The 18,169-nt window shown below is 70.1% G+C and carries 21 protein-coding genes, 1 pseudogene and 1 riboswitch; of the genes and pseudogenes, 14 read left to right on the top strand and 8 right to left on the bottom strand.

Annotated elements, in window-relative coordinates; translation table 11 throughout:
• Positions 1–2 precede the first annotated feature (2 nt).
• The 8 genes from Ga0609869_RS00110 to phnC form a co-directional block, all read right to left on the bottom strand.
• Positions 3–704 (bottom strand): DNA alkylation repair protein, encoded by a 702-nt coding sequence (locus tag Ga0609869_RS00110; RefSeq protein ID WP_125403955.1) that lies wholly within the window; start codon positions 702–704, stop codon positions 3–5.
• A gap of 173 nt (positions 705–877) precedes the next feature.
• Positions 878–1,366: a hypothetical protein gene (locus tag Ga0609869_RS00105; RefSeq protein ID WP_125403954.1), complete on the bottom strand. Its 489-nt coding sequence runs from the start codon at positions 1,364–1,366 to the stop codon at positions 878–880.
• Entirely contained in the window at positions 1,363–1,917 is a 555-nt protein-coding gene (locus Ga0609869_RS00100) for a permease (RefSeq protein WP_125403953.1), read from the bottom strand. The genes Ga0609869_RS00105 and Ga0609869_RS00100 overlap by 4 nt, the downstream gene beginning before the upstream one ends.
• Positions 1,918–1,963: 46 nt before the next feature.
• Positions 1,964–2,584 carry a DapH/DapD/GlmU-related protein gene (locus Ga0609869_RS00095; RefSeq protein ID WP_125403952.1) on the bottom strand — a complete coding sequence of 207 codons (621 nt, stop codon included), beginning with the start codon at positions 2,582–2,584 and terminating at the stop codon, positions 1,964–1,966.
• The gene (gene phnE, locus Ga0609869_RS00090; protein WP_125403951.1) at positions 2,581–3,441 is read right to left on the bottom strand and encodes a phosphonate ABC transporter, permease protein PhnE; all 861 of its coding nucleotides are present in this window, start codon (positions 3,439–3,441) and stop codon (positions 2,581–2,583) included. Before phnE (Ga0609869_RS00090) ends, Ga0609869_RS00095 begins: the two co-directional genes overlap by 4 nt.
• Positions 3,438–4,364 carry a phosphonate ABC transporter, permease protein PhnE gene (gene phnE / locus Ga0609869_RS00085; protein WP_125403950.1) on the bottom strand — a complete coding sequence of 309 codons (927 nt, stop codon included), beginning with the start codon at positions 4,362–4,364 and terminating at the stop codon, positions 3,438–3,440. Before phnE (Ga0609869_RS00085) ends, phnE (Ga0609869_RS00090) begins: the two co-directional genes overlap by 4 nt.
• A 51-nt stretch (positions 4,365–4,415) precedes the next feature.
• Positions 4,416–5,333: a phosphate/phosphite/phosphonate ABC transporter substrate-binding protein gene (gene phnD, locus Ga0609869_RS00080; RefSeq protein ID WP_125403949.1), complete on the bottom strand. Its 918-nt coding sequence runs from the start codon at positions 5,331–5,333 to the stop codon at positions 4,416–4,418.
• A gap of 28 nt (positions 5,334–5,361) precedes the next feature.
• Positions 5,362–6,168, bottom strand: a complete 807-nt coding sequence (phnC, locus tag Ga0609869_RS00075; RefSeq protein WP_125403948.1) for a phosphonate ABC transporter ATP-binding protein — start codon at positions 6,166–6,168, stop codon at positions 5,362–5,364.
• Positions 6,169–6,384: 216 nt separating this feature from the next.
• Here phnC and Ga0609869_RS00070 point away from each other — a divergent pair, with 216 nt between their 5' ends.
• From Ga0609869_RS00070 to Ga0609869_RS00005, 14 genes and pseudogenes are all read left to right on the top strand, one after another.
• Entirely contained in the window at positions 6,385–7,203 is an 819-nt protein-coding gene (locus Ga0609869_RS00070) for a sugar phosphate isomerase/epimerase family protein (RefSeq protein ID WP_125403947.1), read from the top strand.
• On the top strand, positions 7,200–7,976 hold the full coding sequence (locus tag Ga0609869_RS00065; RefSeq protein WP_125403946.1) for a GrpB family protein: 777 nt from the start codon (positions 7,200–7,202) through the stop codon (positions 7,974–7,976). The genes Ga0609869_RS00070 and Ga0609869_RS00065 overlap by 4 nt, the downstream gene beginning before the upstream one ends.
• Positions 7,961–8,416 carry a phosphonate C-P lyase system protein PhnG gene (gene phnG / locus Ga0609869_RS00060; protein ID WP_211336789.1) on the top strand — a complete coding sequence of 152 codons (456 nt, stop codon included), beginning with the start codon at positions 7,961–7,963 and terminating at the stop codon, positions 8,414–8,416. Before Ga0609869_RS00065 ends, phnG begins: the two co-directional genes overlap by 16 nt.
• Complete coding sequence (locus tag Ga0609869_RS00055; RefSeq protein ID WP_125403944.1) at positions 8,417–9,508, top strand: carbon-phosphorus lyase complex subunit; 1,092 nt, start codon at positions 8,417–8,419, stop codon at positions 9,506–9,508.
• Positions 9,509–9,593: 85 nt separating this feature from the next.
• Positions 9,594–10,460 (top strand): alpha-D-ribose 1-methylphosphonate 5-phosphate C-P-lyase PhnJ, encoded by an 867-nt coding sequence (locus Ga0609869_RS00050; protein WP_125403943.1) that lies wholly within the window; start codon positions 9,594–9,596, stop codon positions 10,458–10,460.
• A 15-nt stretch (positions 10,461–10,475) separates the two neighbouring features.
• Entirely contained in the window at positions 10,476–11,627 is a 1,152-nt protein-coding gene (locus tag Ga0609869_RS00045; RefSeq protein WP_125403942.1) for an alpha-D-ribose 1-methylphosphonate 5-triphosphate diphosphatase, read from the top strand.
• A gap of 42 nt (positions 11,628–11,669) precedes the next feature.
• A riboswitch (cobalamin riboswitch) is annotated at positions 11,670–11,870 on the top strand.
• Between the two features lie 147 nt (positions 11,871–12,017).
• Entirely contained in the window at positions 12,018–13,922 is a 1,905-nt protein-coding gene (locus Ga0609869_RS00040; protein WP_125403941.1) for a TonB-dependent receptor plug domain-containing protein, read from the top strand.
• A gap of 4 nt (positions 13,923–13,926) precedes the next feature.
• Entirely contained in the window at positions 13,927–14,751 is an 825-nt protein-coding gene (locus Ga0609869_RS00035) for an ABC transporter substrate-binding protein (protein ID WP_245972160.1), read from the top strand.
• The gene (locus Ga0609869_RS00030) at positions 14,748–15,734 is read left to right on the top strand and encodes a FecCD family ABC transporter permease (RefSeq protein WP_125403939.1); all 987 of its coding nucleotides are present in this window, start codon (positions 14,748–14,750) and stop codon (positions 15,732–15,734) included. The genes Ga0609869_RS00035 and Ga0609869_RS00030 overlap by 4 nt, the downstream gene beginning before the upstream one ends.
• On the top strand, positions 15,731–16,486 hold the full coding sequence (locus Ga0609869_RS00025) for an ABC transporter ATP-binding protein (RefSeq protein WP_125403938.1): 756 nt from the start codon (positions 15,731–15,733) through the stop codon (positions 16,484–16,486). The genes Ga0609869_RS00030 and Ga0609869_RS00025 overlap by 4 nt, the downstream gene beginning before the upstream one ends.
• Positions 16,487–16,529: 43 nt before the next feature.
• A complete protein-coding gene (locus Ga0609869_RS00020; RefSeq protein WP_125403937.1) occupies positions 16,530–17,147 on the top strand; it encodes a MotA/TolQ/ExbB proton channel family protein in 618 nt (205 codons plus the stop codon).
• Complete coding sequence (locus Ga0609869_RS00015) at positions 17,147–17,524, top strand: ExbD/TolR family protein (protein ID WP_125403936.1); 378 nt, start codon at positions 17,147–17,149, stop codon at positions 17,522–17,524. Before Ga0609869_RS00020 ends, Ga0609869_RS00015 begins: the two co-directional genes overlap by 1 nt.
• Before the next feature lie 6 nt (positions 17,525–17,530).
• Positions 17,531–17,911, top strand: coding sequence for an ExbD/TolR family protein (locus tag Ga0609869_RS00010; RefSeq protein WP_125403935.1), 381 nt, complete (start codon positions 17,531–17,533; stop codon positions 17,909–17,911).
• Positions 17,908–18,169: pseudogene (locus tag Ga0609869_RS00005) on the top strand (hypothetical protein); the annotation flags it as partial. The gene Ga0609869_RS00010 and the pseudogene Ga0609869_RS00005, both read left to right, overlap by 4 nt.

Here is an 18,169-nt window from a genome sequence, read left to right as displayed (position 1 = left end):
GTTCAGCCCATCGCGCGGCCGGCCTCTTTCCGGGCGAAGGGTTTCATCCGCTCGCCATGGGCCTCGAGAAAGGCCCGCACCCGCGCGGGATCGCGTTTCGACAGGTCGCGCAGCCACCAGGCCACTGCTTTCTGGATGAACCATTCGCGGTCGTCCACGTACCCTGCGGCCCAGCCCAGCACGCGTTCTCGCACGGCGAGCTCCGCGGGGCCGGGATGGCGCTGTTTCGTCCAGGGCAGCGTCATCACCAGCGCGGCGCGGCGGCTCCACATATGCGGGCTGACGGTCCAGCCCTCCACGATGTCGAGCCGTGACGGGTCGGCCACCAGCCGTTTCTGCCCGGCGATGGAGGCATGATCGGCGATGGCCCAGGCGTCGAAATCGGGCACCCATCCGGCAATCAGCGCCCAGGCGCCCGCGTCGTCGGGCCGGATGCGCGCCTGGGTCAACAGCTTGGCCGCGGCGATCCGGGCCTCGTGGATGTTCGTCTGCCACAAGGCGTCGGCGAGGCTCAGGCGGTCCTCCAGCGACAGGGCCTTGCGCCAGTCCTTCGTCAGCGCGTCGATATCGGGATTGGCGACGCCCAGATAGGGACGGGGGGCCTTGTGATAGGCGGCCATGTCTTCGGCCTTGCCGGGCACCGCGCGGTCGCGCAGGGCGGCGAGGCAGGCTTCGGGGGTTGGCGGGGTGTCGGGCGGTTCCATCGGCCTCCTGCGGGCGGGGCTGGGCACATCGTCTGGGGGGCATTTCTTTCGCCGCGAGGCCGGCGGGTCAAGTGCGGGCGGTTCAGGTGCGCCCTTGCTGCGCGGCTGTCGGTGTCGCCGGCTGGAATGGCAGGCCGGGGCGGGCGCCGCACGGCCAATCGCACGGGGCGCCCTCACACCAGCAGCATGATCCCGCCCAGGACCAGCGGCAGCGGCAGCGAGACCAGCGCGCGGATCATCAAAAAACGCCGGCCCATCAGCGGCAGCTCGTAGGCGATGGAGCGGTTGAGGTTCACCACAGACCACGCCGTGACATAGGCCATCAGCGCCGCCCAGCCGGCGCCGGCCTTCAGCGCCGCCGCGCCGATGGCGAAGGCCACGAAAGGGCCGCCCGGCGTGACCGCGCCAAGGATCGTGGCCAGCCCCATGCCGGCCACGCCGGACTCCGCGCCGAAAAAGCGCTCGATCTGGTCCACGGGCAGCAATGCGGCCAGAAACCCTGCGCCCACCAGCCCGACGAAGATACGCGGGATCATGAAGACCATCATCGCGCGGGTGCGGGCGTAGACGGGGACAAGCCTGGCCGGGTCTTGCCGGCGCAGCCGTCGCAGCAGTTCGAGCGCCAGCGCCCATAGCAGCACGGTGCCGATCGCGATGTTCATGCCCGCCCTTTCGCCATCAGGTGCCGCACGACCAGCCCGAAGACGATCGGCGCGGGCAGCGACAGCGCGACCCGCAGCGCCACGAATTCCGGCGGCAGAAAGCTCAGCTCCCAGATCAGGGTGCGGTTCAGCCCGACCAGCACCCAGCCCGAGACCAGCGCTACCCCCGCGCCGAGGTCGGCCCCCGCCGCCATCAGCCCGATTGTCAGCGGGTAGGTGACCGAGGGCCCGCCGGGAAAGATCGCGCCGGCTGCGGTGGCGATGGCCAGACCCCTCACGCCGCTTTCGGGCCCCACCAGACGCAGCACCCGCTCGCGCGGCAGCAGAAAGGGCAGGGCCGAGGCGATCAGCACGCCGGCCAGGATCTTGGGCAGCAGGAACACGGCAAAGCCCGCATCGCGGCGGAAGATCGCCCAGAAGGTCTCTGGCCCCTTCAGCAGGTAGACGGCGATGCCCGAGACGACCGCGATGGCAAGGATGAACAGGAACGAGCCGTCGATCAGCTTGTGCGGCATGCTGCCGCCGGGCGCGGATGTGTCCTTGTCCTGCATGGCCGACGGTTTGGCATGCGGGCCGGCCGGGCGCAAACCCAAGGAGTCAGAGCGCGCCACGTTTGCAGGCACCGATAAACCCGTCGATGCTCAGCCGACGGATCTCGGGCAGCGCCGCCTTCAGGCGGTCGTGCGACCAGTCCCACCAGGCGATCTCGTGCAGCGCCTCGGCCTGGGTTTCGGAAAAGCGGCGCTTGAGCACCCGGGCCGGCACCCCTCCGACCACCGTGTAGGGCGCCACGTCACGCGCCACGACCGCGCCTGCACCGATCACCGCGCCGTCGCCCACGGTGACGCCGGCCAGCACCGTCACGCCGTGGCCGACCCATACATCGTGGCCGATCCTGACCGGATGCGCCTTGCGCCAACCGAAGAACGCGGCATCGTCCTCGCCCAGTTCGTATTGTGCCGCGCGGTAGGTGAAATGGTGCTGCGCCGCGCGCCAGGTGGCATGGTTGCCGGGGTTGATCCGCGCGCCCTCGGCGATGGAGCAGAACTTGCCGATATCGGACCAGATCACGTTGCCGGATTTGGTGATGTAGGAATATGCGCCGAACCGGCTCTCCTTCATCGTCACGTGGGCGTAGATCTCTGTCCACGGGCCCAAATCGCAGTCGATGACGGTGGCGGTGTCGTGGATCGTCGGGGCTTCCGACAGGCGTTTCATTGTGCGCCGTCCCATTTGCCGATCAGGCGGCGGCGGATCTGCGCGGACAGCCAGTCGATAACATAGACCATGGCGATGATCAGGAAGATGATCGACCAGGCCTCATCCCAGCGATAGGCGCTGATCCGGTCCGACAGCAGAAACCCGATGCCGCCGGCGCCCACGATCCCCAGGATCGTGCCCGAGCGGACATTGGATTCGAAATTGTAGAGCACGATGGACAGGATCACCGGCATCACCTGGGGCATCACCCCGAAGCGGATCGACTGCATCCCGGACCCGCCAGAGGCAACCACCCCCTCGACCGGTTTCTTCGAGGTGTTCTCGATGGCCTCGGAGAAGAGCTTGGCGAAGGTGCCGATCTCGGAGACCGCGATGGCCAGGATGCCGGGCAGGGGGCCGAGGCCGAAGGCGCGGATGAAGATCAGCGCCAGGATCAGCGTCTCGAAGGCGCGGATGATGTCATAGCCGCGGCGGACCGACAGGCGGAAGAACAGCAGCCGGTTGATGTTCTGCGCGCCGAGGAAGGACAGCGGAAAGGCGATGACCGCGCCGATCAGCGTGCCGAGAAAGGCCATCGACAGGGTCTCGCCCAGACCTTTCAGGATTTCCCGCCACTCGTACCAGGTCTCCCAGATATGGGGCGGGAACATGAAGCTCAGCACCCGGCCCAGCCGGCCAAGCCCGGTCCAGATCCGCTCGGGCGAGGCGTCGAAGGCGATCAGGCAATAGACGATGAGGGCCGCGAAGGCGGCCCATAGCGCCCAGCGGCGCAGCCGCACGGAAAGGGGCGCGCGAAAGGCCAGCGGGTGGGCGGCGCGCAGTTGGGCGATGCGTTCCGGGGGGATGTCGGTCATCCGTCCTTCTCCATGCCGATCACCCGGTGGCGCAGCCGTTCGGACCCGTAGTCGATCACGATCACCGTGGCGAGGATGATCAGGAACAGCGCCGAGAGGTCGGTATATTCCTGAAAACTCATGGCCACGCGGAATTCCTGGCCCAGCCCGCCGGCGCCCACATAGCCGATGATCGACGAGGACCGCACGTTGATCTCGAACCTGAGCAGCGTGTAGCTGATGATGTTGGGCAGCACCTGGGGCACGGCGCCATAGCGGATCTGGTCGAACCAGGAGCCGCCGGCGGCCTTGACGCCCTCCAGCGGCTTCATGTCGATATTCTCGTTGACCTCGGAATAAAGCTTGCCCAGCGCGCCGGTGGCATGGGTGGCAATCGCCAGGACGCCGGCCAGCGGGCCCACAGAGAAGCAGAAGACGAAGATCAGCGCCCAGACGAGGTCGGGCACGGTGCGGACGATTTCCAGAAACCGCCGGGTGATCCAGAGCACCCACCGGTTGGGCGCGAGGTTGCGCGCGGCGGGAAAGGACAGAAGGAACCCGCCGACCACGCCCATCGTGGTGGCCATGAAGGCGATCAGGATGGTTTCCAGCAAGAGCTTCGCCCAGACCTTCCAGCGCCAGAACCATTCGGCCAGATCGGCGCCCAGGCTGTCCCAGCGCAGCACGGGGATGGTCTGCGAGATGTATTCGCCCAGCCGCGGGATGCCGGCGGGCACGATCCAGCGTTCCGCCCGGCTGCCGTCGGGCAGGGTCACCTGGGTGACCTTGAAGAAATCGCCTATATAGGACGTGGCCAGGAAGGCCGCGAAGAACAGAATGCTGCCGATGGCCCAGCCGAGGCGGGCGCGGCGGCGTTGCGCCGCGAAATCGCGCTCGAAGGCGGCACGGGGCGGCAGGGCGTCGATATCGGCTGTGGCTGTCATGGATGTGCGAAAAGGGCGGCCCCGGGGGACCGCCCTTCCATGCACCGGGGCTTACGAGCCGCGGCGCTGTTCCTTGATCCAGGCGCGCATGTCGACGATCCACTGGTAGCGGTCGTGGTCGACGCGGGTGAAGCCCACATCGGGGTTTTCGTCGGCCGGGTCGAACGAGGAGTAGAGCGTGTAGCCCTCGGGGTCGGCGGTCGGGAATTCCTCGATCGCGGCGGTGATGTCCTCGATCATCTCGGCGGGCAGGTTCTTGCGGAAGGTCCAGGGGCCCGAGGTGATTTCGGGGCTTTCCCAGATCGTGCAGACCACGCCCTCTTCCAGCATGCCCTTCGAGACCATGCGCTGCGGGATGCCGTCGACATCGTTGTTCTGGTAGGTCGAGGCGGTGTCGAAGGTGCCGTTGGCCACACCCTGCACGCCGGCCTCGTGGCTGCCCGAGAACGGGGTCGCCGCGAAATAGGTGGCCGGGTCGATGTCCAGGCGTTCCTTCATGTTGAAGAAGGGCACCGCGTAACCGCTGGTCGAGTCGGGGTCGGCGAAGGCGTGGACCTTGCCTTTGGCGTCGTCGAGGCTCTTGATGCCGCTGTCGCAGCGGGTCACGACGATCGAGCGGTAGCCGGTGTTGCCGTTCTTCTTGATGGTCGTCAGGGTCGGCACCACGCCGCCGTCGGTGGCGGTGTAGACGGCCGCGTAGGAGGACGAGCCGAAGCGGGCCACCTCGATCTGGTCGGCGGCGACGGCCTGGATCACGCCGTCGTAGTTGCCGGCGGTGAAGATCTCGACCTCGACGCCCAGCTTCTGTTCCAGGAAGGCGCGCAGGGGTTCGTTGCGCATCAGGCGGTCTTTTTCGTTCTCGCTCGACAGAATGCCGAACTTGACGACCTTGTAGTCGTCTTTCCAGCCTTCGGCGAGGGCGGGCAGGGCCACGAGGGTGGCCAGGGCAGTGGTTGCGAGCAGACGCATGGGTGGTCTTCCTTCTCTCTGGGGGGGGTTAGGCCGGGACCTTCACGCGCGCGGCGGTGGAGGTGACGGCCTCGTTGAACTCTTGCAAACCTTCGATCCCGTAGATGTCGCGCACCACGTCGTCGGTCAGTTGCCGGGCGGTGCCGTCGAACATCACGCGGCCGTCGCGCATCGCGACGATGCGGTCGCAATAGGCGCGGGCGGTATCCAGCGTGTGCAGGTTGACCAGCACGGTCAGCCCGTCTTCGCTGTTGATCGTCTTCAGCGCCTCCATCACCAGCGTGGCGTTCGCGGGGTCGAGGCTGGCGATGGGTTCGTCGGCGAGCATGATCTTGGGCTGCTGCACCAGCGCCTTGGCAATCGCCACCCGCTGTTGCTGGCCGCCCGACAGCGTGCCGGCGCGCTGCAGCGCCTGGGGCACCAGCGACAGCCGGTCGAGCGCCTCCAGCGCCATGGCGCGCTCGGCATCGGTAAAGCGCATCGCCATAGACGAGACGAAGCCGTGATGGGCAAGCCGACCGATCAGCACGTTGGTCAGGACATCCAGCCGCTCGACGAGGTTGAACTGCTGAAAGATCATCGCGCATTCGGCCCGCCAGCGGCGCAGGGGCCGGCCCCTGAGCGCGGTGATCTCCTGTGTGCCGAAGCTGACCGAGCCCTCGGTCGGGTCGATCAGCCGGTTGACCAGGCGCAGCAGCGTGGATTTCCCCGCGCCCGAGCGGCCGATCACGCCGACGAACTGGCCCGACTTGACGGTCAGCGAGACGCGGTCGACGGCGCGGGTTTCGGAGAAGGCCTTGCTGAGGCCCGTCAGGGTCAGGTCTTGATGCGACATGGCGCGGACCATCGGCGCGCTTCGTAACCTCCCGCTGTCGCTGGCGTGAATTTTCTGTCTCTGCCCGGTAACGGAATGGTGACACGTCGGGTGCGCCTGCGCCGCATCTCGGCGCGCTGGCGGCGGCAAAGTTTTTTGGCTGGGGCCAATCCGTCACCCAGCCGCCATAAACTTTGAGTAGGCCCAGCGAAAATCGAATTGAGGAGGAGGCCCCCGATGCAAGAGCGCCCCGTGATCGGCGCCGCCCTGCGCCCGCGCGACCTGCCACGTTTCCTGCCCTGGCTGGCCGAGCACGACCGCGATCTGGAGCTTCAGGGCTTCGACAGGCCCGAGATGCTCGGCGGCGACTGGCGCGCGGCCGTCGCCGAGACGCGGGCCGCGCTCGATGGCTGGTCGGGACGGCTGGGGATGCACGGCCCCTATGCCGGGCTGGTGCTGGACGCCCGCGACCCCGAGGCACGCGCGCTGGCGCGCCGGCGCATCCTGACCGCGCTGGAGATCGCCGAGGCGCTGGAGGCGCGGCAAATGGTGCTGCACTCGCCCTACACTTTGTGGAAGCACCAGAACCTCGACACGCTGCCGGGCGCCCGCGACGGTATGATCGCCCGTGTGCAGGACACGCTGGCCGAGGCCGTGACCCGTGCCGAGGCCGCAGGGATCACGCTGGTGATCGAGAACATCGAGGACGTGGACCCACGCGACCGGGCGCATCTGGCCCACAGCTTCGGCTCGGACGCGGTGAAGCTGTCGATCGACACCGGCCACGCGGACTTCGCGCACGGCTCGACCGGTGCGCCGCCGGTGGACGTGTTCGTGGCGCTGGCCGGGGCCGACCTGGCGCATGTTCACCTGCAAGACGCCGACGGCCATGCCGACCGGCATTGGCGGCTCGGGCTCGGGCGCATTCGCTGGCCCGCCGTCTTTTCCGCGCTTGCGGCCACCGGCGCGGCGCCCCATCTGGTGCTGGAGCTGCGCGATGTCGAAGACATCCTGCCCTCGCACGCGTTTCTCGTGGCCGAGGGGCTGGCGCAATGAGCCGGCCAGGAGAGATCGTCGACCGCGATCCGGACCGGGCCTTGTCCTTCGAGGGCGCGCGCACCGCGCTGACCGAGCTTTTGTCGGGCAAGCTAAAGGTGCAGGACCCTATCTGCTCCACTGCCGTTGCGGGGCTGCCCTCCAAGCCCGTGATCGACGCAATCGGCATTCTTGCCGGCGGCGCCACCGCGCGGGACTGCGCGCCGCTGCCGAGGCGCCAGCGCCATGAGGCGCGGCGCGCGGCCGGCATCCCGGGGCGCACCTGTTTTGGCCGCGACCGGCATCGCCTGCTTTTCTATCCCGCCGGTCACCGCGGCATCGCCCGGCATTTGCGGTGTCGAGATATCCTGCGCACCCATCCCGACACCGCCAAAGCCTGTGCCGCGCTGAAACGGCGCCTTCAGATGCGCGTTGGCGAGGACTGGCACGGCTGCGCCGGGGCCAAGACGCCGTTTCGACGCCGTCATCGAAAAGCGGTCGCTCGAGGTTTCGGGCTACGAGAAACGCGAGCGGCGCAAGGACCCCTCGGTGCGCGACCTGGCGGCGCTGCCCAATTTCAAGGTGGCAAAGCTCTGCACCATGCCCCGGTCGGAACGGATGGACGGCCGCCGCCCGATCGACCTCTTCCTGACACGCGCCACCGTGGCCGGCGTGGTGCGGCAGCAGGGCTGGAAGTCGTGCTTCAGGCGCTCCAGCCGATCTGTGACGAAGAGGCAGGCGCCGCCGCGTTCGAGGTGGAATGGGAGGCGACCATGAAATGGGCGCGGCGGTAATGCGCGCGCGGGCCGAATGGCTGAAGGTTCTGGCGCGCTGCCCCGAGGCGGCGCTTGAGGCCGCGCTTGCCGGGCACGACACCGGCGCGGCCGAATGGTTGCGCCGTCCCGAAACCGGGATGGTCATGCTCGAGGGCCGGGCGGGCGGTACGGGCCAGCGGTTCTCGCTCGGTCAGGCCACGGTGACGCGGGCCACCTGTCGGATGGGCGCCGACGTGGGGGTGGGCTACCTGATGGGCCATTTCCCGCGCCGCGCCGAGCTGATGGCGCTGGCCGACGCGGTGCTGCAAGGCCCCGACGGCCCGGCGCTGCACGCCGCGCTGATCGCGCCCCAGGAGGCGGCGCAGGTCGCCGCCCGCACCGACCGCGCCCGCGCCGCGGCTGCCACGACGGTGGAGTTCTTCACCATGTCCCGCGAAACCGGCCCGAGGAGCAGCTAGATGGCCTATGTCCCCGTCAAGGGCGGCGAAGCGGCGATTCTGAACGCGCTCGACCTCGTTGCAGAAGAGCGCCGCGGCGACCCGGCCGACCCCGAGTTGACCCTCGCCCAGATCCGTACGCAACAGGCCCGCGCCGTCGACCGGGTGATGGCCGAGGGGTCGCTCTACGACCCCGACCTCGCGGCGCTGGCGCTGAAGCAGGCCCAGGGCGATGCCACCGAGGCGGCGTTCCTCCTGCGCGCCTACCGCACCACGCTGGAACAATTCGCCCGTGCCAGGCCGCTGGAAACCGACCGCATGGCGATCCGCCGCCGCATCTCGGCCTGTTACAAGGATTTGCCGGGCGGGCAGGTGCTGGGCCCCTCGGTCGATTACTCCCACCGGATGCTCGATTTCGACCTCGCGGGCGAGGGCGCGCCAACGGCCCCGCGCGCCGAGGCGCCGGTGGCGGCGCAGATGCCCCGCGTGCCCGACCTCGTCGGCAACGAGGGCTTCATGGAACCGTCAGAGCCCCCCGCGGGCGACCCCGCGCCGGGCGATCTCACGCGCGACCCGCTGGCCTTTCCCGCGCCGCGCGACATCCGGCTGCAAAACCTCGCCCGCGCCGACGAGGGGTTTCTCTTGGGGCTGGCCTATTCCACCCAGCGCGGCTTCGGCTCCAACCACCCCTACGCAGGCGAGATCCGCATGGGCGAGGTGCCGGTCGAGGTGGTGCCCGAGGAGCTGGGCTTCGCCATCGAGATCGGCGAGGTCACGCTGACCGAAAGTCAGATGATCACCTCGGTCAAGGGCGCCTCCGGCGAAAATCCAAAATTCACAAGGGGCTATGGCCTCGCCTTCGGCCATTGCGAGCGAAAGGCCATGTCGATGGCCCTGGTCGACAGGGCGCTCAGGGCGGACGAATTCGCCGAAGAGCCCCGCTACCCCGCCCAGGACGCGGAATTCGTTCTTTACCACAGCGACAACGTCGAAAGCTCAGGCTTCGTGCAACATCTGAAACTGCCCCATTACGTCGATTTCCAGGCCGAGTTGCGCATGCTGCGCGAGATGCGCGCCGCGCGCCGCGCGACCGAACAGGAGGCCGCCGAATGACGCGCCCGGCCCCCTGCTTCTTCTTGGCCAAAATACCCAACGGCGCGCCGCTCGGGCCCCGGCGACCGGTTGGGGAGATGCGCCCATGACCCACGCCCCGCGCCGCTACAATTTCGGCTATCTCGACGAGGGCACCAAGCGGATGGTCCGCCGCGCGCTCCTGAAGGCCGTGGCGATCCCCGGCTACCAGGTCCCGTTCGGCTCGCGCGAAATGCCCATACCCTACGGCTGGGGCACCGGCGGCATGCAGATCACCGCTTCGTTGATCACCCCCGGGGACCGGCTCAAGGTCATCGACCAGGGCGCCGACGACACCACCAACGCGGTCAACATCCGCCGGTTCTTCGCCAAGGTGGCCGGCACCGCCACCACCGAGGCGACCGCCGAGGCCACGCTGATCCAGACCCGCCACCGCATCCCCGAGACGCCGCTGCGCGAGGGCCAGACGCTGGTGCTGCAAGTGCCCCAGCCCGAGCCTATGCGCCGGCTGGAGCCGCGCGAGACCGAGTGCCGCAAGATCCACGCCTGGGGCGAATACGGGCTGATGCACCTGCGGCTTTACGAGTCCGTCGCCCAGACGGGGCGGATCACGATCAACCATTCCTACCCGGTGCTGGTGAACGGGCGTTACGTGATGTCGCCCACGCCGATCCCGCGCTTCGACAACCCCAAGATGGAGTTCAGCGCCGCGCTGATGCTCTTCGGCGCCGGGCGCGAGCGGCGCATCTACGCGCTGCCGCCCTACACCTCGGTGAAAAGCCTCGATTTCGAGGATCACCCCTTCACGCCCCAGCAGTTCCCCGACCCCTGCGCCCTTTGCGGGGCGCGCGGCGTCTATCAGGACGAGATCCTGCTCGACGACACGGGGGCCAAGATGTTCGTCTGTTCCGACAGCGATTTCTGCGCCCGCCGCCGCGCCGAGGGCCAAACCGGCCCGGCGCCCCAGACCTGACCGACCGGAGAGCCCATGTTCGACCACGCGCCTGCCGATTTCCGCCTGACCAACGCCCGCCTCGTGCTGCCCGACCGGGTGCTGGAGGGCGCGCTGGCCGTCGAGGGCGGCCGCATCGCCGAGATCGCGCCGGGCGCGGCCAACGGGTTCGATTGCGGGGGCGATTTCATCACGCCGGGCGTGGTGGACATCCATACCGACCATGTGGAGACCCATGTCTTCCCCCGCACGTCCGTCCAGTGGGATTTCCTGACCGCGCTGATGGCCCATGACGCGGTGGTGATCGGCGCGGGCACGACGACCGTGTTCGACAGTCTTTCGGTGGGCGCCTCGATGAAACGGCCCGAGCGGCGCGAGATCCTCGGGCCTTTGGTGGATGCGCTGGAGCAGGGGGTCGGGGCGGGCCTCTTCCGGGCCGAACATTTCCTGCACATGCGCTGCGAGGTGTCCGACCCCGAGACCATCGCGCTGACCGATGCCAACATCGCCCGGCCGATCGCGCGGCTGGTTTCGGTGATGGACCACACGCCGGGCGACCGCCAAAGCCTCGACGTGGACCGCTGGACGCGGCGCATGGCCGAGGCGATGCATGTCAGCCTGGACGAGATGGCGGTGCAGCGCGAAGAGCTGTTCGCCCGCTCCCGCAGGGTGGGGCCGGGCGTGCGCGCCCATGTGGTGGCCGCGGCGCAGGCGCGCGGGCTGCCGCTGATGACCCATGACGATCGGACGCCGGCCCATGTGGCGCAATCCCACCGCGAGGGGATCGCCGTGTCGGAGTTTCCCTGCACGCTGGAGGCCGCGCGCGACGCCAGGCAACGGGGCCAGACCGTGGTGGCCGGCGCGCCCAACTACCTGCGCGGCGGGTCGCAATCGGGCAATGTCGCTGTGCGCGATCTGATGGCCGAAGGACTGGTCGACGTGCTGGCATCCGACTACGTTCCGCGCAGCCCGATCGACGCGGCCTTTGCCATGGCCGAGGACCCCGCGCTGCCGCAGGACCTGCCAGCGATGATCGCCATGGTCAGCCGGGCGCCGGCGCGGCTGACGGGGCTGGCCGACCGGGGCGAGATCGCGCCGGGCCGGCGGGCCGATCTGCTGCGCCTGCGCCGGGTGGCGGGTCGCACCCATATCGTGGCGGTCTGGCGCGGCGGCGTCAGGGTGCTGTGACAATGATGACGTAATTCAGGTTTGACACCGCCGCCCGATGCGCTATCCCGGTGTCGCTTTGGTTCCGCCCTTCGGGACGGATGAATAGGGAACGCGGTGCACCCGGAGACGGGCCAATCCGCGGCTGCCCCCGCAACTGTAGGCGGAGAGCGCGGCTGACAACGCCACTGGGCAAATGCCCCGGGAAGGCCAGCCAAGCTAAGACCCGCAAGCCAGGAGACCTGCCAAGGCGAGATCACCCTTTCCGGGCGCGGGGCGCGTCCCGGAGGCGGCAAGACCGCAGTGGTGACGTCAAAGCACCGTCTGTGGTCGGGCCTGGCCCGTCCTAGGACATCCTGATCCGAGTCGTGCGGCACCCGTCCCGGTGCCGCCCAGCCGAAGGGCCAAGACATGAAATGCACCCTCACCTCCGCCACCGCACTCGTGGCGGGCCTCGCGCCGCTATCGGCCGCCGCGCAAGACACGTTCCTGCTGGACGAGATCACCGCCAGCGCCAACCTGCAGGCGACCGAGATCGAACGCTCGGGCAGCACCGTGACCGTCGTCACCGAAGACGAGCTTCGGGCCGCGGGCGATGCGCGGCTGACCGACTACCTCGCCCGGCTGCCGGGGGTGACGATCACCCCCAATGGCCCGGTCGGCGCGCGCACCGGCCTCTCGCTGCGAGGCGCGAGCCAGAACTACGTGGCCGTGCGGATCGACGGGATCGAGGTCAACGACCCCTCGCTGACCCAGGTCGCTTATGATTTCGGCGGGCTGACCACCGCCGATATCAGCCGGATCGAGGTGCTCAAGGGCTCGCAATCGGCGCTTTACGGCTCTTCGGCCATCGGCGGCGTGATCGACATCACCACCCGGCGCGCGACCGAGATCGGCACCGAGCAGAGCGTCGCCATCGAGGCCGGCAGCTATGACACCCTGCGCGCCAGCTACGGGCTGGCCACCAGGACCGAGAACGCGGAACTGGCCTTCACGCTGTCGCATATCTACACCGGCGGGTTCTCCGCCGCCGACGAGAACGACGGCAATACCGAGGAAGACGGCTACCGCGCCTCGCGGCTGAGCGTCTACGGCCACCGCGATTTCGACAATGGGCTGCGGCTGGGCTTTTCGGCCTTCGCCGAAGAATCGCGCGGCGAGTACGACCCGCAATTCTACGCCGACCCGACGCGCAGCTTTTCGGTCGCGCTCGGCGACGGCGAGACCTACGACGAGGTGGCCAAGGTCGACAAGCGCGGCCTGCGCGTCTTTGCCGAGTTCGCCACCGGCGCGGTCGAGCACGAGGTCTCGGCCAGCGTCTACGAGATCGAGCGGCGCTACCAGGACGGCGAGACCTTCCTCAGCTACGATCCTGTCACCTACGCCGTGTCGGGCAGCTACTACGCCAGCTCTGCCACCAGGTACACCGGCACCCGCACCAAGCTGCGCTACCAGGGCACCCTCGCGCTGGGGCTCGACAGCCGGCTTTCCTTCGGCGCCGATACGGAACGCGAAGCGTATGACCAGACCGGCACCTATGGAGACCTCGACGCCGACAGCCACACCTCGGGCGTCTTCGCCGAGCTTGCCTGGGCGCCCTCCGAGCGGCTGGACGTCACCCTGGCGGCGCGCCACGACGACCATTCCGAGTTCGGCGGGCAGACGACGGGGCGTGTCGCCGTGGCGTTCCGGCCGGTCGACGATCTGACCATCCGCGGCGCGCTCGGCACCGGCTACCGGGCGCCGTCGCTTTACGAGCTCAACAGTTTCTACGGCGACCCGACCCTTGAGCCCGAGGAAAGCCTCACCGCCGAGCTGGGCGTCGAGAAACGCTTTGGCGACCGGGCCAGCCTGCGCGCGACGGCGTTCTACCTCGAGGTGGACGACCTGATCGACTATTCCTTTGCCACCTCGTCCTACGCGCAGGTCTCTGGCACCTCGCGCCGGTCGGGGGTCGAGCTGGAGGGCGCCTACAGCCTCGGCGACCGGGCCGTGCTGAGCGCGGCCTATACCTATATCGACAGTTCGACGAACGCCTCGGCGAGCTGGTCGAGCGTGCCGCGCCACACCGTGTCGCTGGGCCTTGAGGCCGATATCGCGCACAACCTGTCGGGCGGGCTCACCGCGCTTTACGCCGCCGACCGCGACGGGCTGGACGATTTCGCGGTTGTCAACGGCACGATCCGCTATCAGGTGGCCGAGAATACCGAGGCGTATCTGCGGGTCGAGAACCTCTTTGACGAGCAGTACCAGTATGTCTCGGGCTACGGCACCTCGGACAGGGCGGTCTATGTCGGTCTTCGGCAGAACTTCTAGGCGCATGCGCGCCCTTGCCGCCGCGCTGGCCTTCGGGCTTTGCGCGGCGCAGCCCGCGACGGCGGCGCCGCAGCGCGTGGTGTCGGTCAATCTGTGTACCGACCAGCTGGCGATGCTGCTGGCGGACGAGGGGCAATTGGTTTCGGTCTCGTTCCTGTCGGGCGACCCGCGGTTGTCGGCGATGCCCGCGCGGGCGCGGGACTACCCGGCCAACCGCGGCCAGGCCGAAGAGGTGTTCCTGATGCGCCCCGACCTGGTGCTGGCCGGCACCTATACCGCGCAGGCCTCGGTGGCGATGCTGCGCCGGCTGGGCATCGAGGTGGTCGAGTTTGCGCCCGCGCGCGCGCTGTCGGACGTGCCCGCGTATCTGGAGCGGATGGGCCGGCTGCTGGGGCGGGAGGAGAAGGCCGGCCGCCTGATCGCCGAGTTCGAGGCGGGGCTCGCCGCGCTGCGCCGCGCGCCCGAGGACGGGCCGCGCGCCGCGCTCTACTCGGCCAACGGCTACACGACGGGGCAGGGCACGCTGTCCGACGACATCCTCTCGGCCGCGGGCTTGCGCAACATCGCCGCCGAGGTGGGGCGCGCGGGCGGCGGGCCGTTGCCGCTGGAACTGCTGGTGACCGCCGCGCCCGATCTGGTGATCACCGGCGCGCGCTACCCCGGCGCCTCGCGGGCCGAGGCGCTGCTGGACCACCCGGCACTGGCCGCGCTGATGGCGGACCTGCCGCTCCGGCCCGAGACCGGCGGCGACTGGGTGTGCGGCACGCCCCATGTGCTCAAGGCGATTGCCGCTCTCTCCGCCCTGGGCGATGCGCTGGAGGCGCCATGAGCTTTCGCGCGCTGCTCTGGGCCCTCGGGCTGTTGGTCGCGGCGCTCTTTGCCGCCTCGCTGCTGATCGGCCCGGCGGGGCTGTCGCCGTCGGACAGCCTGGCCGCGCTGATCGCGGGGCGGGGCGAGGCCGCGGCGCTGGTGATGCGCGAGATCCGCCTGCCGCGGGCGATCCTGGGCGCGCTGGTGGGCGCGAGCCTGGGGCTCTCGGGCGCCGCGCTGCAGGGCTACCTGCGCAACCCGCTGGCCGAGCCGGGCCTGATCGGGGTTTCTTCCTCTGCCGCCTTGGGCGCCGTCATCGCCCTGCAAACCGGACTTGCCGGGGCCTTCGCCCTTGCCCTGCCGCTGATGGCGCTGGCCGGTGCCCTGATCGCCGTGCTGATCCTGCTGGGTCTGGCCGGGCCGCGCGGCGGGGCGCTGACGCTGATCCTGGCGGGCATTGCGCTGTCGGCGCTGGCCGGCGCGCTGACCTCGCTGGTGCTGAACCTGTCGCCCAACCCCTATGCCGCGGCCGAAATCGTGTTCTGGATGATGGGCTCGCTTACCGACCGGTCCTTTACCCATGTCTGGCTGGCCCTGCCGCTGACGCTGATCGGCTGGGCGCTGATCCTGCCGCTGGTCCGCGGCCTCGATGCGCTGACATTGGGCGAGGACGCGGCGGCCGCGCTGGGCGTGCGGCTGGCGCGGCTCAGGGTGACGCTGGTGGTGGGCGTGGCGGCCTGCGTCGGCGCCGGGGTCGCGGTGGCCGGGGCCATCGGGTTCGTCGGGCTGATCGTGCCGCACCTGTTGCGCCCGCTGGTGGGCGCCCGTCCCGGGCGGCTGTTGCCGGCCTCGGCGCTTGGGGGTGCGGCGCTCTTGCTCGCCGCCGATATCGCCGTGCGCCTGATCGTGCCCGAGCGCGACCTCAAGCTGGGGGTGCTGACCGCGATCGTCGGCGCGCCGCTGTTTCTGCATCTCATCTACAAGACGCGGGCGGCGCAATGACCGGGCTGACGCTGTCGCATATCACGGTGCGCCGGGGGCCTTGCCCGGTGGTCGACGACCTGAGCCTGGCGCTTGGCCCCGGCGAATGCGTCGGGCTGATCGGCCCCAATGGCGCGGGCAAGACCACGCTGTTGCGCGCCGCGCTGGGCCTTTTGCCCCACGCCGGCACCAGCAGCCTGGCGCGCCTCGCCCCGGCGCGGCGTGCCCGCATCGCCGCCTGGCTGCCGCAGATGCGCGAGATCGCCTGGCCGGTTTCGGTGGCAACACTGGTGGCCCTCGGCCGCACGCCCCACCTGGCCGCAGGCGGCCCGTCCGACGCCGACCGGCAGGCCGTCGCCGCGGCGCTCGACCGGATGGAGCTGTCGGGTTTCGCCCCGCGCATCGCCACCCGCCTGTCGGGTGGCGAACAGGCGCGCGTGCTGATCGCCCGCGCGCTGGCGCAGGAAGCGCCGATCCTTTTGGCCGACGAACCCATTGCCGGGCTCGACCCCGCGCACCAGATTTCGACCATGGCGCTTTTTGCCGATCTTGCCCGCGAGGGGCGGCTGGTCGTGACCGCGCTGCACGATCTGGGCCTCGCCGCGCGTTACTGCACGCGGCTGGTGATGCTTGACCGGGGCCGGCTGGTGGCCGACGGGGCCCCGAAGGACGTGCTGACCGAGGCCAACCTCGCGCATGTCTTCGGGGTGCGGGCCTACCAGGCCGACACCCCCGACGGCCCGGTCTTCCAGCCCGTCGAGGTGGTCCGATGAGCCCGGCATCCCGCCCCCCCGGCCCCGAAAGAGGAGCCCGCACATGGACGCGCTGACACGGTTTCTGGATCAAGGCGGCCCCGCGATCTGGGCGATCGCGGCGCTGTCGGTCGCAACGCTCACGCTGATCTTGTGGAAACTCTGGCGGCTCTTGTCCGCCGGGGCCTGGGCCGGGGCGCGCGCCGAACGGGCGGTTGCGCTTTACCAGGCCGGCGACCGGGCGGGTGCCGAGGCGGCGGTGGCCGGACGCGCGGGGCTGCGCGCGCAGGTCGTGCGCGCAGCACTCGCCGCCCGCGCCCGCCTGTCCGAGGCCAAGGCCCGCGAGGAAACCACCCGCGTCGCCCGCGGTCTGCTCTCCGAGGCCGAGACGGGGCTGCGCGCGCTGGAGCTCATCGCCGCCATCGCGCCGCTCCTGGGCCTTCTGGGCACCGTCATGGGCATGATCGAAGCATTCCAGACGCTCGAGGCCACCGGCGCCCGCGCCGACCCGGCCGATCTGGCGGGCGGTATCTGGGAGGCGCTGCTGACCACCGCCGCGGGCATGGCCGTGGCGATCCCGGCGGCCATGGCGCTCAGCTGGTTCGAGGCGGTGGTCGACCGCAACCGCCGCGACATGGAGGATCTGGCCACCCGCATCTTCGTCGCCGAGGGGGCCGGCTGATGTTCGCCTTCGCCGCCCCCCGCCGGCGCCGCCGGCCCAGCCTGACCCCGATGATCGACGTGGTCTTCCTGCTGCTCGTGTTCTTCATGCTGGCCGCGCGGTTCGGCCAGGACGCGGGGATCGAGCTTGGCCTCGCAGGGGGCGGCGGGGCGTGGTCCGGCCCGCCGCGTCTGGTCGAACTGACGCCCGATGAATCTCGGCTGAACGGGGTCGCGGTCGACATGCCGGGCCTCGTCGCCGGGCTCGGCCGGCTGACCGACAGCCCGGCCGACCCGATCGTGATCCGCCCCGCCCCGGGCACCGACCTGCAACGGCTGGCCGACGTGCTGGCCGCGCTCCGGGCGGCGGGGTTTTCCGCCCTCGCGCTGGTGGAGTAGAGGCCGATGCAGTTTGCCCCCCTCTCGCGCCCCCGCCGGCCCCGCGAAAGCGTGGTGCCGATGATCAACGTCGTCTTCCTGTTGCTCGTCTTCTTCCTGATGACGGCGCAGATCGCCCCGCCCGACCCGGTCGAGGTGAGCCCGCCCACAGCGCCGGGCGCGGCCCTGCCCGAGGCCGATACGCTCTACGCCGATGCGCAGGGCGGGCTTGCCTACGGCACGGCGCGCGGCGATGCGGTGTTTGCAGCGCTTGCCGCGCGCGACACCGGGGCGCCGTTGATCCTGCGCGCCGATGCCGGGCTCGAGGCGCGCGCGCTCGCCGGGATACTGCGCCGCCTCGCCGAGGCGGGCCAGACCCGCGTCAGCCTCGTGACGGTACCGAAATGAGGGCGCTGGCCGAGTTGTCGCTGATCGCGCCGCTGGCCGCGGGGCTGCACCTGGCCGCGTTCGGGCTGGCCGGTGCGCCGCAAGGGGGCGCGCCGGGGGGCGCGGGGCAGGGCGGCGAGAGCGCCCTGACACTCGCCGCGGCGCCGCCGGCGCTCGCGGCGCTGGCCGATGCCTGGCGGCGCCCGCCCGCAACGGGGCCCGCCCCCGCCGCGCCGCCCGCGCCGCCCGAAACCGCCGCGGCCCGCCACCCGGTCCCGG

Source organism: Rhodovulum iodosum (genome assembly GCF_041020385.1).
Classification (GTDB): Bacteria; Pseudomonadota; Alphaproteobacteria; order Rhodobacterales; family Rhodobacteraceae; genus Rhodovulum; species Rhodovulum iodosum.
Note: the sequence above shows the minus strand (reverse complement) of the source record. Positions and strands in the feature narration are given on the sequence as shown.

Excerpts from the sequence above, each read along its gene's own strand:
- Ga0609869_RS00065 (WP_125403946.1), top strand. The coding sequence starts at position 7,200 with ATGAGCCGGCCAGGAGAGATCGTCGACCGCGATCCGGACCGGGCCTTG.
- Ga0609869_RS00015 (WP_125403936.1), top strand. The coding sequence starts at position 17,147 with ATGTTCGCCTTCGCCGCCCCCCGCCGGCGCCGCCGGCCCAGCCTGACC.
- Ga0609869_RS00030 (WP_125403939.1), top strand. The coding sequence starts at position 14,748 with ATGAGCTTTCGCGCGCTGCTCTGGGCCCTCGGGCTGTTGGTCGCGGCG.
- phnD (WP_125403949.1), bottom strand. The coding sequence starts at position 5,333 with ATGCGTCTGCTCGCAACCACTGCCCTGGCCACCCTCGTGGCCCTGCCC.
- phnC (WP_125403948.1), bottom strand. The coding sequence starts at position 6,168 with ATGTCGCATCAAGACCTGACCCTGACGGGCCTCAGCAAGGCCTTCTCC.
- phnE (WP_125403951.1), bottom strand. The coding sequence starts at position 3,441 with ATGACCGACATCCCCCCGGAACGCATCGCCCAACTGCGCGCCGCCCAC.
- Ga0609869_RS00020 (WP_125403937.1), top strand. The coding sequence starts at position 16,530 with ATGGACGCGCTGACACGGTTTCTGGATCAAGGCGGCCCCGCGATCTGG.
- Ga0609869_RS00110 (WP_125403955.1), bottom strand. The coding sequence starts at position 704 with ATGGAACCGCCCGACACCCCGCCAACCCCCGAAGCCTGCCTCGCCGCC.
- Ga0609869_RS00040 (WP_125403941.1), top strand. The coding sequence starts at position 12,018 with ATGAAATGCACCCTCACCTCCGCCACCGCACTCGTGGCGGGCCTCGCG.
- Ga0609869_RS00025 (WP_125403938.1), top strand. The coding sequence starts at position 15,731 with ATGACCGGGCTGACGCTGTCGCATATCACGGTGCGCCGGGGGCCTTGC.
- Ga0609869_RS00105 (WP_125403954.1), bottom strand. The coding sequence starts at position 1,366 with ATGAACATCGCGATCGGCACCGTGCTGCTATGGGCGCTGGCGCTCGAA.
- Ga0609869_RS00035 (WP_245972160.1), top strand. The coding sequence starts at position 13,927 with ATGCGCGCCCTTGCCGCCGCGCTGGCCTTCGGGCTTTGCGCGGCGCAG.
- phnG (WP_211336789.1), top strand. The coding sequence starts at position 7,961 with ATGGGCGCGGCGGTAATGCGCGCGCGGGCCGAATGGCTGAAGGTTCTG.
- Ga0609869_RS00070 (WP_125403947.1), top strand. The coding sequence starts at position 6,385 with ATGCAAGAGCGCCCCGTGATCGGCGCCGCCCTGCGCCCGCGCGACCTG.
- Ga0609869_RS00045 (WP_125403942.1), top strand. The coding sequence starts at position 10,476 with ATGTTCGACCACGCGCCTGCCGATTTCCGCCTGACCAACGCCCGCCTC.
- Ga0609869_RS00055 (WP_125403944.1), top strand. The coding sequence starts at position 8,417 with ATGGCCTATGTCCCCGTCAAGGGCGGCGAAGCGGCGATTCTGAACGCG.
- Ga0609869_RS00010 (WP_125403935.1), top strand. The coding sequence starts at position 17,531 with ATGCAGTTTGCCCCCCTCTCGCGCCCCCGCCGGCCCCGCGAAAGCGTG.
- Ga0609869_RS00095 (WP_125403952.1), bottom strand. The coding sequence starts at position 2,584 with ATGAAACGCCTGTCGGAAGCCCCGACGATCCACGACACCGCCACCGTC.
- Ga0609869_RS00050 (WP_125403943.1), top strand. The coding sequence starts at position 9,594 with ATGACCCACGCCCCGCGCCGCTACAATTTCGGCTATCTCGACGAGGGC.
- Ga0609869_RS00100 (WP_125403953.1), bottom strand. The coding sequence starts at position 1,917 with ATGCAGGACAAGGACACATCCGCGCCCGGCGGCAGCATGCCGCACAAG.
- phnE (WP_125403950.1), bottom strand. The coding sequence starts at position 4,364 with ATGACAGCCACAGCCGATATCGACGCCCTGCCGCCCCGTGCCGCCTTC.